The organism is Mesorhizobium sp. M0563, assembly GCF_040321065.1.
In the GTDB taxonomy this organism is placed as follows: domain Bacteria; phylum Pseudomonadota; class Alphaproteobacteria; order Rhizobiales; family Rhizobiaceae; genus Mesorhizobium.
In genome coordinates, this window is sequence record NZ_JAMYQV010000038.1 from 22,346 (window position 1) to 34,558 (window position 12,213).

At 58.8% G+C, this 12,213-nt stretch carries 11 protein-coding genes and 5 pseudogenes; 4 read left to right on the forward strand and 12 right to left on the reverse strand.

Annotated features, from left to right (window positions below):
* Nucleotides 1–410 precede the first annotated feature (410 nt).
* A complete protein-coding gene (locus NKI50_RS29670) occupies nucleotides 411–1,049 on the forward strand; it encodes a hypothetical protein (RefSeq protein ID WP_352718517.1) in 639 nt (212 codons plus the stop codon).
* 21 nt (nucleotides 1,050–1,070) lie between these two features.
* Here NKI50_RS29670 and NKI50_RS29675 read toward each other — a convergent pair.
* From NKI50_RS29675 to NKI50_RS29705, 7 genes and pseudogenes are all read right to left on the reverse strand, one after another.
* A pseudogene (locus NKI50_RS29675) lies at nucleotides 1,071–1,634 on the reverse strand (PHP domain-containing protein); the annotation flags it as partial.
* Between the two features lie 33 nt (nucleotides 1,635–1,667).
* Nucleotides 1,668–2,840: an IS4 family transposase gene (locus tag NKI50_RS29680; protein ID WP_352718535.1), complete on the reverse strand. Its 1,173-nt coding sequence runs from the start codon at nucleotides 2,838–2,840 to the stop codon at nucleotides 1,668–1,670.
* Nucleotides 2,723–3,121 carry an IS4/Tn5 family transposase DNA-binding protein gene (locus NKI50_RS29685; protein ID WP_352718538.1) on the reverse strand — a complete coding sequence of 133 codons (399 nt, stop codon included), beginning with the start codon at nucleotides 3,119–3,121 and terminating at the stop codon, nucleotides 2,723–2,725. The genes NKI50_RS29680 and NKI50_RS29685 overlap by 118 nt, the downstream gene beginning before the upstream one ends.
* 403 nt (nucleotides 3,122–3,524) lie before the next feature.
* On the reverse strand, nucleotides 3,525–3,743 hold the full coding sequence (locus NKI50_RS29690; RefSeq protein WP_352718519.1) for a hypothetical protein: 219 nt from the start codon (nucleotides 3,741–3,743) through the stop codon (nucleotides 3,525–3,527).
* 269 nt (nucleotides 3,744–4,012) lie between these two features.
* Complete coding sequence (locus NKI50_RS29695; RefSeq protein ID WP_352483823.1) at nucleotides 4,013–4,240, reverse strand: hypothetical protein; 228 nt, start codon at nucleotides 4,238–4,240, stop codon at nucleotides 4,013–4,015.
* A 679-nt stretch (nucleotides 4,241–4,919) separates the two neighbouring features.
* A complete protein-coding gene (locus tag NKI50_RS29700; protein ID WP_352718521.1) occupies nucleotides 4,920–5,117 on the reverse strand; it encodes a hypothetical protein in 198 nt (65 codons plus the stop codon).
* A gap of 643 nt (nucleotides 5,118–5,760) precedes the next feature.
* A pseudogene (locus tag NKI50_RS29705) lies at nucleotides 5,761–5,958 on the reverse strand (transposase); the annotation flags it as partial.
* A 76-nt stretch (nucleotides 5,959–6,034) separates the two neighbouring features.
* Here NKI50_RS29705 and NKI50_RS29710 point away from each other — a divergent pair.
* Complete coding sequence (locus tag NKI50_RS29710) at nucleotides 6,035–6,286, forward strand: DUF6074 family protein (protein ID WP_023722593.1); 252 nt, start codon at nucleotides 6,035–6,037, stop codon at nucleotides 6,284–6,286.
* A gap of 354 nt (nucleotides 6,287–6,640) precedes the next feature.
* Here NKI50_RS29710 and NKI50_RS29715 read toward each other — a convergent pair.
* Nucleotides 6,641–7,617 (reverse strand): annotated as a pseudogene (locus NKI50_RS29715) (IS5 family transposase).
* A 617-nt stretch (nucleotides 7,618–8,234) separates the two neighbouring features.
* Between NKI50_RS29715 and NKI50_RS29720 the strand changes: the two are divergent.
* Entirely contained in the window at nucleotides 8,235–8,882 is a 648-nt protein-coding gene (locus NKI50_RS29720; RefSeq protein WP_352939813.1) for an FkbM family methyltransferase, read from the forward strand.
* Nucleotides 8,883–9,015: 133 nt separating this feature from the next.
* On the opposite strand, the gene NKI50_RS29725 is transcribed toward NKI50_RS29720, so the two are convergent.
* On the reverse strand, nucleotides 9,016–9,288 hold the full coding sequence (locus NKI50_RS29725) for a hypothetical protein (RefSeq protein ID WP_352718524.1): 273 nt from the start codon (nucleotides 9,286–9,288) through the stop codon (nucleotides 9,016–9,018).
* Between the two features lie 193 nt (nucleotides 9,289–9,481).
* Here NKI50_RS29725 and NKI50_RS29730 point away from each other — a divergent pair.
* Nucleotides 9,482–9,691 (forward strand): annotated as a pseudogene (locus NKI50_RS29730) (helix-turn-helix domain-containing protein); the annotation flags it as partial.
* Nucleotides 9,692–9,943: 252 nt separating this feature from the next.
* On the opposite strand, the gene NKI50_RS29735 reads toward NKI50_RS29730, so the two are convergent.
* The 3 genes and pseudogenes from NKI50_RS29735 to NKI50_RS29745 form a co-directional block, all read right to left on the reverse strand.
* A complete protein-coding gene (locus tag NKI50_RS29735) occupies nucleotides 9,944–10,474 on the reverse strand; it encodes an RES family NAD+ phosphorylase (protein WP_352718527.1) in 531 nt (176 codons plus the stop codon).
* Nucleotides 10,475–10,564: 90 nt separating this feature from the next.
* Nucleotides 10,565–11,326, reverse strand: coding sequence for an XRE family transcriptional regulator (locus tag NKI50_RS29740; RefSeq protein ID WP_352718530.1), 762 nt, complete (start codon nucleotides 11,324–11,326; stop codon nucleotides 10,565–10,567).
* A 274-nt stretch (nucleotides 11,327–11,600) separates the two neighbouring features.
* Nucleotides 11,601–11,837 (reverse strand): annotated as a pseudogene (locus tag NKI50_RS29745) (OmpA family protein); the annotation flags it as partial.
* Nucleotides 11,838–12,213 lie beyond the last annotated feature (376 nt).

Below are 12,213 nucleotides of genomic sequence, written 5' to 3' on the forward strand. Positions count from 1 at the left end.
AGCCACACCGTGAGGAGAATGCTTCCCTTTTGCGAACTCACGGACTGGCAACTTGGCGATCTCATTGCGCGAAGCGCGATCGATGCGGGATTCACGATTGAATCCGACGGGGTGGGTCCCGAAAACGCATGTCGAGGCTCAATAGCGGAACAGCCGCATTAGCCATGTGGCTCCCAATCACGGACGGTCAGGTTGTGGCCCACGTACAGCCGCCAGGCGGCAACGCGCCTGATATCGCACTTCGAGATCAACTCGGCCGCTTCCTGTTAGCCGGAGTTGCAAGCGGCCCCGCTAACAATCGTGGTTGCGCCTTTAGGGCATCGTGGTTCAGACCGCTGGCGGATTAGAACTCATGTTGGCTTTGCGATCGGCTCATCGCTGCCGACAATCGGTGACCTATATAAAGGGGCATGTCCACGCGCCGAAAAATCAATGCAACAGCGAAGCTGATTGGAGAGTGGCCTTTAACCCCAGCTGCAACGTTTGGATCGTCCGTCAGAGCGAGGGGTATTTTTCTCGAAATACGCGCCCGCCTTCCAACGGAGTTCAGGAAACTGCTCAATATCGAGTCCCGCGTGCTTACCCTGCGCCTGTCTGAGGGCGCCGAGAATGATGTGCAGGTGGTATTCGGGATCGTATCCAAAGCACTGCAGAATATCGAAGACCTGCCCGTAATCCCCCGTGAAATCGAGGACATTCTGACGATCTCGACGGCCGAACGGCACCGCTGGTTGAAAGATGGTCGCTTGCAGAGCGCCGGGACGAAAACGGTGAAACTCCGCGGGCGGGCAAGGAACATCACCTTTCACGTGTTCGACCCGCAGCACGTGGAGGATGTGCTTGACCGCGACCTGGTCACGGTCTGGCGCGAACAGGACGCAGCGACAGCTGCAGAGAATAGGCGGCGAGCCGCGGGGAAGGCCGCTATGAAACGTGCTCAAAGAAGCGGTCGCGGAACTGCAGCTTCAACTGGCTACGGCCCCGATGAGAACGCGCACTCCAGTTTGCGCGGCTGGGAAGATTTTGAGAATGACGGACTCCTGCGCTGATAGGCCGGGCGCACAAGCAGTTTAGGACGTTTGCCTGCGCCGTGCGAGATGCGCAAGAAGGGCCGTCAAACGCATCGCGTTCAGGACCCGCTTCGCAGGAACACCGCCCTTGCGCGCCATCTCGACACCCCAATGCATGTGGTCGAGCTCGCGGATCGAATGAGCGTCCGGATTGATGCTGAAGATGCAGCCCTGATCGAGTGCCTTTTGATGCCAGCGCCAGTCGAGGTCGAGTCGCCACGGATGTGCGTTGATTTCGACAGCGACGCCGTGTTTCGCACACGCTTTGAGGACTTTGTCGACGTCGAGATCATAACCGGGCCGGCGCAACAGCTGGCGACCGGTCATGTGCCCGATAATTGTCGTCCGAGGATTTCCGATCGCCTCAATGATACGCTCCGTCTGTTCCTTCTTGGGCAACTTGAAGCGGCTGTGCACGCTCGCGACGACGAAATCGAACTGCTCCAAGATATGATTCGGGTAATCGAGCGAGCCATCCGCCAGGATGTCCGCCTCGATGCCCTTCAGTATGCGAAATTTTCCATTGTATGCCTCGTTCAGCCGGTCAGCTTCGCGGTGCTGTTGTACCCATCCGGTGAAGGCTTCACCGGCTTTCAATTACCCACATCGTCGGCTTGATCCAATGGAGATGCCGAAGGCGATGTCGTGCAAGCGGGTCATGCCGCGCCAGACGACCATGTTACCAGGAGGCGGGTCCTGTTTGCGGGCGAGATAGCCGCCAAGCATGGCGATTTGCAGCAGGTAGGCGGCGAGCGTGGGACGTTGGAGGCGTGGTCGCGTTCGGGACGCGTCGATCTGGTCGAGCGCAGTGATCTCGGCGAAGGTGAGAACGCTGTCGGGCGCGGCGTCTGGCTTGGCGCGCGCCGACATAGTGACGAAGAATATTCGCCAGCTGACCACTGCGATGAGAGCGAGGAACTTGGCCAGCCTCTCTGCGGTCTCGAGCCTCGCCTCCTCGGCGCGGCAGCCGGACTTCATGACCTTGTGGAACACCTCCGCCTTCCAGCGCAGAGCGTACCAGCCGAGCTTCTCGACCGCCACGGAGAGATCTTCGACCGGCAGGTTGGTTACCAGCTTCCAGTCGATCGGCTCGCGACCGGCCGGCGGATCCTCTTCGAGGGCATGGATGCATGTCAGAACCTGCGGACTGTAGCGCTTCTGTTTGCCCACAGGCGGCAATGTGTTGATGGCGGCGAACTTCACCCGCAGCCAGGTCGTCTCGTCCTGATCGATCGTAATGCGATGACGTCCCGCCCAAGGCGCCGCCGCAAGTTGGGTAAAGACGCGATTCGCAGGATCGTGTGGGCCAGCATCGGCAGGCCGCTCGGCGAGCCTGTTCGTCTGCACCCGCACGAGGAAGCTGGTACCAAGGTCCTGCGCGGTGCAATAGAGCTCGTAGATGTCGCTCTCCCGGTCACCCACATGCACACAGCGCTCGGGCGCGCCCACGAGCGCGATGGACTGACGCAAGTTCTCCAGCCAGCGGTAGCTCTCCTTCGTCTCGATCGGCACGCGCGTGGGATTGATGTGCCGCTTGAGCGCGAGCGTTCCCTTGAATTCCGTTCGGGTCCAGAACTTCACCGCCGTCAGACCGAGGGGCGTGCCGGTGAGGGTGACGGCCAAGCTCGAATGCATCAGCACCCCGCACAAGGTCAGCACGTTGGGCTGGCCGGCCTTGTAGCGCCCGGCGTTGATGGTCTTGGTGAAGCCGATTTTGCCCGGCTGCGCGCGGCTGTAGATAAATTCGGTCGTGTCCTGCAGGATAAGGATCGGACCTTCGCTCGCCGCAACGCCGGCCGCGGTCGCGGCGAAATGGCCGGCGAGAACCGGTTGTCAAAGAAGCGGTAGGCCGCCTTCGCCGCCGCCCAGTCGCCGCAGGCCGCCGGGATTGGCTTGCCCGGCGCAGCCGACATCTGATCCAGCAACCGTCGCAGCCGACGGGCCAGACGCTTGTCGGGAAGGGCTGCCGCAGAAAGCTCATCCTCCTGCCAAGCGGCTTCGCTGCTGCCGGTCTTGCGTGATTCGGCGTCACGGACAGAATCACGGCAGATTCATACGCGGCAATAGGCCCCGCCCACGATGTGGGTAATTGAAAGCTTCACCGGATGGGTACGGCCATGCAAACACGCATCGCGAGGTCCCAGCAAGGCCACGTTTGGTCCCCTTCATCAGCTCCTCCCCGGCTGCCTCGGCGTTGTTGACGTTGCGGATGATCCCGGGACGCTCGGTCTTGACCGGGACCGGAGGGTTGAACCAGTGGCGGGCCATGCGGTCACTCTTTGTCGACCTTATCAAGTTCCTCCAGCAAATAGCTTCGCTCAGCCGGCAGCTCCCGTTCTACAGGCAGCAGGTTGCGAAGGTAATTGCGGATTACCTCTAACTGTTGAAAATGGGAAAATAGCGCAGGACGGCGCGCTTTGTTGCGATGCCACAGTGACTGAAGTTGGCTGAGAGCTACTCGCCACAGTCGAAAGCCACGCAGAGGCCCATGGCAGTTGCTGCCTCGACGATCGCCTCGGTCAGTTCTTCGTCGGAGGCCACCAAATAAGGCGCGGCCTCCCGCGCTTCGCGCAGCGCCACTTTGATCGAGACCGTGTCGCGACGGTCCACCCTATTGAGGAGTACGGCGATTGCTTGCTCTAGAAGCGGACCGACCCTTTGCGCGACGCTCATCCAGCCCTCCCCAGGGACACCGAAAGGGAATCTACTCACTTCCTGACCGACATCAACGCCATGTACGAATCGTACAAATTGGCACGGTGCTGGCCGCAACAGTCAGCAATTTTTTTAGCTAGAGTTTCTGATCGGGTGATCGGATAATTGGCTCGCGCGAAGACCCCCTCTCGACCTATAGAGCGCGCTTCGATCCGCCTTTCGTCCATAACCTGGGTGCTGTCGGTCCTGCCGTAGACTGAGGGGAGAACCAGTGGAGAGCCATGCGGCTATTCGCGAAGATCGAACCCGACAAACAGGCCAAAGGCTGGGGCAATCTCGACAATAAGAGCGACCAGCTCGCAGTCACTTTCCATCAGATGCGGCCCGTCTCGGCGCACCACTGCGATGGTCTCTTTGACGGAGATGATTTGGCCGCGACGGGCTTGTAAGATCAGCTCTTCAACAAGCTCATGTGCAGTCACTTTGCGGGGTCGGCAGTTCGTCCAAACGTTCATACCAGGCCTCCCACCTCAGCGAGAACCCACGCGGAACATTCATGATCGTGTCGGGTAAAATCAAGAAGAATGTTTGATAGACTTCTGAGTGGGAATCGGAGGGACAAGCCAGAGGCGAGCCTCTATACTCTTTGGACCTGACGCTCAGCCGGCCCGCTAAGGGACTTCTTCCGTCGGGACTTCTTCCGTCGCCCCCGTTTGGCCCGATCAATAGCCGCAAGCAATGACTGTAGGGTTGGCGACAGTTCTGGTTCGACCACCAGATTTAAGAAGTTTGTACGTTATGCTGATAGCCTTCGGAACGGATCACTTTCCGAAACGCTTCGGAGACAGACTGATGGTCTGCTTTGTTGCTGGTTGTCATATTCGGGAAGTCCGTCCCAATCAGCCGCAACTCGCCCGCAACGAATGTTCCATCAGGACGTCGGAATATTTATTACAAATTTCTGAGCGGGAGATCGTATAACTGGCTCGCGCGAAGACCCCCGTGCCACCTTCGTTTGCCGCAGCATTAATCCTGGCTCTTTGAACTGAAGATTCGTGTCGGGCTGGCGTCGGTGTTGCACATCGTGAACGTTGGATGCTTCTGTCCAATGTTTGCTCACACTGTGATGCCAATAGGGCAGGCTCTTGCGGCAGGGTGCCGCAAGGTCACGACGAATGAAAACGCCGGCCCAGTTCAACCGGCGCGACGTCCTTCAAAGCTGGGGGGATCGATCTTCATCAAGCGGTCTGCGGCCTCGACCGCAGTTCGTATCCTGCTGCACAGCGCGAGATTTTCGGCCAGCATTTCTTCAGTGCGTTGAAGCGCGAACTCGGTCCGGTGGATGCGCTGCCTGGCATTGGCAACTTCCGATGTCAAAAGGTCGGCCGCCATCCCGTGGCCGTGGGGTTCCATAGTGTCCATGCATCTCTAATACATGGGGGGCGATATCGTTCCTTGATGTCGGGCGAAACGCCGGGCCGCAGAAAAGCGCTATGGCCCGAATGACCAATGCGCGCGCTGTCAAAACAGCGCCGGAAACAGGGCGAACGGCTTCGGCCGCTCTACATCCCACGGGCAGAGCGATCACGGTCCAGAGGGCCATTGATCTGTTCAGGTACGACTACAACGTAAGCGACGACACACTCAGGCGGCTGGTTATCAAGCACCGTCCTCACAACCAGACAATGCCCGGTGCTCCGTGGAGAATAAGCGCTCGCGGTTTGGTTATGGCGCTCGCCGGCGATGATGACGCACTTGCGCGGGTGAGGCAGGACGATCGCGAGCACCCGGACCTAACTCGGTATTTCAAGCGGCTCGGCATCCCGCGACCCTGACTTGCTATCAAAGTTATGGTCGCGGCGACTGTCTAGAGTAGACATTAAGTAGATGTCGCGGCCCGACAGAGCCCCACACAAGAGCGAACCGTTGCTGCCTTGCGCATCGCCCTCTAGGCCGCCGGCGTCGAGTTCATCCCGGAGAACGGCAGCCGCGCCGGCGTGAGGCTCCGCAAACCTTAGGCCGTAGACTCGTTACTGCGCAGCCACACACCTGCTTTTCGCCATCGGACGAAGCGGTTGCAACAGGTGGTGCGCGGGCTATAGCTCTGAGGCAGGTCGCGCCATGGAGCACCGGAGCGCAGCACTCAGAAGATGCCGTTCAGCACGCGCCGATCATCAACACGCGGCACACCTCTTGGCTTGTTGGGTAGACGCTTTATTCCATTGCTGTCCATTGTCCAAAAAGCGCTGTTAACCAAATTTTCTCACCCGCCAATGCTTATTCGCGCGACTGAAGGGGTGAGGTGATCGATGTGTGATTCAAACATAAGCGCGTTTCCGCTGCATCGGCGGCGGAAGTTGGTCGAAGGGATCGCCCGGGTCCTGGAGTTCAAGAACGGGGAGGACGCGAACGCCTTCTGGCGCAACACCGCCAAGGCAATTCTCGTTCAACTGTCCGAATCAGGAATTGCACCCGGGGTCGCCGAACAGGAAGTTGGAACGCTTCTTCATGCTGTCTTGGGCGATATCGCCACCCGCAGTGCTGCGAAACTTGCACAATAGCATCGGCCGGCCGGCGTACTGATGGCAGTTGAGATGCTCAGGTCGTTTGCAGGCTTAGCCACCACAAACTATTGGTCGATCGATCCATGGACTTGCCAATCGCACGGGGACGAACGCTGCGCCCGCGGCAGCCCGACTGCCAATTCTGTTCAAGGCCGGAGTACGAGCCGGTTATTCGGAAGCTTTGGGGGGAACGGGCTGAAGCGCGCTAGGTCGTTTTGCCATTGTGGCTACCTGCGCGTTGCACAGCCTAGGTACCAATGAGCGAGACTGATGGCAAAAGAGAATCTCCCCTAGAAGGGCGTTGGTGCATCGGTCCGGACTTGAGCGGATGTCGATCTTTGAAGCGGCAGACTATGCCGTGGCCGCCTTGCGGCGGGCGGATTTCGGGCGTGCGCAGGCAAGCATGCGGTTGAGGACGGCGCAGCCGATGGCGACTTCGGTCTGCTGAAGGGAAGCGACCGTGCCCGCAAACGCCGCCCGATGGTGGACTTGTATCGCCCCATGGCGGTCTCGACCAGCGAGCGTTTGCCATAACCGTTGGAGACCTGCCATTTCATCCGGCCGTCTCTGCCGATTGCGGCGATATGCTGGTCCCTTTGGCCGGCAGGTCTATCGTCGAATGGTTCGACCGCGTTGACACGAGGCGGAATGACGATGGCGACAGCCGCGCTGTGATTGATGACTGCGTCGTAAGTCGGTTTTCCGTCATAGCCGCCGTCAGCAGTAAACTGTCCGATCGGACCGCCAATCTGGTCGAGTAGTGGCTCAACTCGAGAGACATCGCCAGTGTCCTGATCAGTCAGGGTATGGGCAATGATCTCGCCGCTGTCGGCATCCAGTGCCAGATGCAGCTTGCGCCAACTGCGACGGGATCTGGCGCCGTGCTTCTCCTCCAGCCACTGACCCGCGCCGTAGACCTGCAGGCCGCTGCTGTCGATGAGAACATGCACTGGTCCCTCCGGCGGAACCTGGCGATCATGCCGTTTGCTGGGCGATTGCCATGCCCGCGCCCGACGGCTCAGGGTGGTATGATCGGGGACAGCAAGCGCCAGCCCCATCAGTTGCAGCACCGATTCCAGCAAGCCTTCTGCCTGGCGCAGCCGCAGGCCAAACACAAGGCCCAGCGTCAAGGTGGTCTCGACCGCCAGATCAGAATAGCGGTGCTGGCCGCCACGTGTCTTGGCGCTTGCCACCTGGACAGGCTTCCGGCGTCACCCACAGGGTCAAACTGCCGCGATGACGAAGTCCTGCCTCATATTCTGGCCAGTTCGTCACCCTGAACTTCATCTTCTATGATGGCGGCGGCTGGCATTGTGTTTGAAAGGCATGGCTACGCTACAAAGGCTATTGCGGTTACCGCTTGCCTAAACCCACACCAATAAAAGATCCGTGCACCAACGCCGGGCGGTAAGGGATCTGCTTGCATCAAAGAATGGTGACATGGGGACGCTCCTTAGATAGCTGCTCAACAGCGCCGAGGGTGCCACACGCTCGCCGCCGGCCATAGCATCTACACTGGGCCTGGAAGAAATCCGCCCTTAGTCCATCCACGAAGCGTGATCGGGTCCACGTAAGCGCCACCCGGCGAACGTAGTCCTCTCCCGGCCAATCACAGGTGCATGGCTTGCCAAACATCCATCGTGCGGATGCGTTCCATCAATACAATCGATTTTACGAATTATAGAGAATAGCGGATATGAAAACGTCGGCCGGGAGAACAGGTCTACTGAGAATGCGAGCTGCCACTCGCCGACTAGTCAAACTGTCCAACTTCTTCCGAAAGATTCATGGACCGACCGGCGCGGTCGAGGCGGGATCATGCGAAAAAAATCGCAGTTGCCTGGCGCTAGCCCCCGGAGTTCCGGTTGATATACCTTCCAGGGATGTCGCGTGTGCAATTGAGGCGTTGAGGTAAAGTTCGATGGAAATGCATATGCAGGAACCGATCTCTTCATTAAAAGTACATCGGCATATCGTTTCACTTCTGCAAAAAACCGATCCCGTCATCCTGGACATCGGCTGCAATGACGGAACCGATACGCGACGTTTTCTCAGCCTTTGCCCGAAGGCACAGCTCTACTGCTTTGAGCCAGACCCTCGCGCGGCTGCTCGCTTTAAGAAAAACATGAATCCGTACCTGGACAAGGTGAAACTGTTTGAAATCGCGCTCAGCAACCGAAATGGCACGATTGATTTCCATCCAAGCAATGGAGAAGGAAGCGCGGAGGAATGGGACCAATCTGGCTCGATACGCCGACCCAAGAATCATCTTGTCGAACATGCTTGGGTTCGGTTCGATCGCCCCATGTCAGTTGAAACTCGAAGGCTTGACGACTGGTGCAGCGAAGCGAACCTGAAAAAGATCGATTTCATCTGGATGGATGTGCAGGGAGCCGAGTCAGATGTCATTGCTGGCGGCAGACAGACCTTGAGCAACACGCGCTTTATCTACACGGAATATAGCGACCACGAGCTCTATGAAGGTCAGCTGTCCCTGCAAGCCATTCTTGATCTTTTGCCTTCGTTCGAATTGCTGACCCGCTATCCACGCGGAGTGGAGGGCGATGTTTTGCTTAGGAATACGAGCCTCTAGAACAGGCCCGTTCTGCTTCCGTCCTGCTGCAGCCCTCCATCCTCATTGCAGATCACAAGCGGCTGGATTTGGGTGCGAGGATCGCACCGTGAGCGGTCGCAGCATGCTTGATTGGACCGAAGCCTGGTTGCCCTTACTGATCCGCCGGAAACAGGTTCTGCGAGGCCAGGCAAGGGAATTGGTCCCCGTGAAGGACTCGAATTTTCAGGCTTGAGGCCACCTGAACCGCGGCCTTCGCCGAACTCGGTGAATCGAACGGAATGACCAGGCGCAATCGCGAGAGGATGTTGCCACACATGATCGCGACCGCCGCTGCGCTCGAGGTTTGCGACCAGGCACGGGGATTTTGTTCGCTCGGCTGCAGCCAGTCGGCCCTCGATACCATCGCCGCGATCCGCGCAAACATTCGATACTTTGCGCCGACTCTGGCGCGCTCGCCGCGCCCCCTAGGGGAAATGCACGCCCCCAGAATAATGCGATGCGCCGATGGGTCCAAGGGCTTGTTCAGTCACGATGATTTCGGAGAAGGCTCCGGCCTGTTCGCCGCAGCGGAGGCGGACATCATTCCTTGGAGGCCCCGCCGATGATCAGTAGTCGACGCCATGTCCCCGCGCAGCCTCCAGCGTCACTTCCAGTCGGAGACTGGCATGAGTTTTCGCGCCTGGCGGCAGCAGGCGAAACTCCTCAAAGCGGTGGAGTGGCTCGCCGCCGGCCGAAGCGTCGGCGACATCGCCTTCATCGCGGTGTTTCGCGCGGCCTTCGGTGCCTCTCCTGGAAAGTATTTTCAAGAGCCATCTCCGGAAGCGTAACGCGCCGGACGCGCGGCGGCTTGTCGCTCATTCTCCAGCCTTATCGCCTCAGCCGAAGATGAGATTGGCACCCGGTTTCAGTTTGCCATTTATGCGACTTTTTAGGCACAAATGGTGAACGTCGATGCCGCTTCTGACGCAACAAATAGCTAACCTCAGCTATCAGACTTTGAGCACAAATGCTTGCAGGGCCGCCCGGATAATTTAGTCTTCCGGGTCTTGGAGAACGCCATTGTCCGCGCAAGCCCGCCACTATGGATCGGGCTCGACGATGCTGACCTGCAAATCGTTCAACACGGCGGCCAATCCTGGTGCGGCGACCAGTTGCATCACCCGGATCGCCCTCAGCTTCACGATCGCGTGGTCGAACACGGCCAAGTTCGTGTGCCCGTTAAGTCGGGACGGATAGATGATACCATCCTTCTCCTCGGGGTGGTTGTAGAAAGCCACCGACCAAGCGCGCGCCAGAGTCTGATGGGCTGCTTTCGCTACATCGGTCGGAACACCCATGATGATGGCTCGGTCGTCGCGCAGATCGACCATCTTGAGTGGGGTGATAATCTCAATCTCGGCATAACTGCGCGCAAAGAGTTCCCTTTCGTCGATCGGCAGGTCGCCGACTACGCCGTCACGCTGATCACGTAGCACTGCCTCGAGAAAGCAGACCTTGATGGTGTCGCCCAGATAGAGCACGCCAAACCTGTTTTGAGGAGTGCGCGCCCTCGGATCACTGAATCGGCTCGGCGTTTTCCCGATGCCGAGAGGGTCGGGATAACGATCCATGTAGATTCGGCCGAACTTAAGTCCGGCCAGTACCGCATGAATCTGAAGGCTTGACCCCGCAAAGCATTTAGGCGGGAGTACCTTCGCCATCTAGCGGAAGTCTCGGCCGACGCTTTTGGCAACTTCAAGAGCAGCCTTCGTCTTGCCTCGCTCCAGGGCATCACGTCCTGTCAGCCCTTCGAGCTCGCCGTGCGGCTGGACTAGAAAGCGATAGACCGCCCACGCCCCTCCCAATCGCTCATGAAGCGCTGCGAGTTCGGCGTAAGGTCTACCATCGGCGTCGAGCTGCCAAACCGGAAAGCGAAAACCACGCTTGGCCCCATCGAGGCCCAGAAGCTGACCGCTCTGCCGTTTCGTGTTCACCGTCACCCGTGTGGTGCCGAGCAGTTCGGCGAATGCCTCGGCGCTCAGCATATCGTCGGCAGTGAGGATCTCGGCGGCCCGCAACCGGCCGCGAGCGCGCGCTGCGGCCAACGCGTCCTGCAGTTCGGGGCTCGCGATTCCAACCTGTTCGGGCACTCGCGCCTGGGTGGGGATGACTTCCTCTACAGGCGTCACAGTTGTCGCGCCTTCTGGGTCGACATCGACACGAAAGCTGACCACTCGAGCGCCGGTGCGACTTCTGAAGACCGCTTCCCCATATAGCTCTAGTAGTGCCGTCACTCGCTCGGGATTAACCTTTATGATTTTAGAAACTTGGTCCGACACTGTGAGCGTGGAGCCGGAAACGCCTTTCGGCAGTCTCTTGCCGACACGTGCTAGAAAAGCCGCCTTCAGTGTGGACTTAGCCGCTGTCCGCGCCTGCCGGCCTGGGCCAGTTCGTACACCAGACTTCGATTTTGGAGATGCCATATTCCTTGCCTCCGTTAAGTAGATATGGCAAAGATCGATAAGCTCGTCAAGTTCGTAAAGCCCCGTGATCAAACCTGACGGACGTTGGCAGGTCTTTCACCATGTGGCGTTGATGGAAACCGACCGGCCGAAGAAGGCCCATTCCCATGCTGCAAGGACCCTCGGCCTTTTGCGTCAATTGCCCATTCGGTCTCGAGGGGCCGTTGTGGCCATACTGGTCTCCTGAAAAGCACCAACGAGCCAGGGGGCAGGCATCGTTTGTCCCAGTAACCCTTCAAGGACGTGCGGATGGCCTATCGGCGGTTACCGGATCTTGGCGCCGCCGCACTCGAATTTCAATTCGCCTGCGTGTTTCAACGCTGCCAGCTTGCTTGCCGTCGCTCAGAACATCACCGGGCATGATTAGCTGCGCGGCAGAAAGCGGAAGGACGGTCGTGCCAGCCAGTTGCGGGTCGGATCGCAAGACGTTGGTCACGGCGATCGCTCTGGCAAGGCCAAGGCCGGCGTTATCGCCCGATAAATCAATCTTTAGCAGGTTTTGTGATCCATTAATGGGTCATTTTTGGTTTGGGTCACCGGCGCGGCAAGATGCAAGACAGCAGCCGTGTTACGAACAACTTAGGTCGGAACAAGAACCGACGGCTGTCGCCGTCTGGATGCACTATTTGGTCGGAAGAACGAATTTCGCAACGTTCACCAAGCTGCCGAAAGTGAGGACGTCGTACCCGTTGCTGAAGCTGGACATCTCGAACTCACATGTTTCGCCGTTGCTGTCGACCATGCGACATATTCCGCTTCCGATAGTTGACCAGCTTCGGGTATTTGGCCTGCCATTTGGCGATCCACTGCGCCAGGTCGCGTTTGACCTCGGCAAGGTCGCGCCGGTC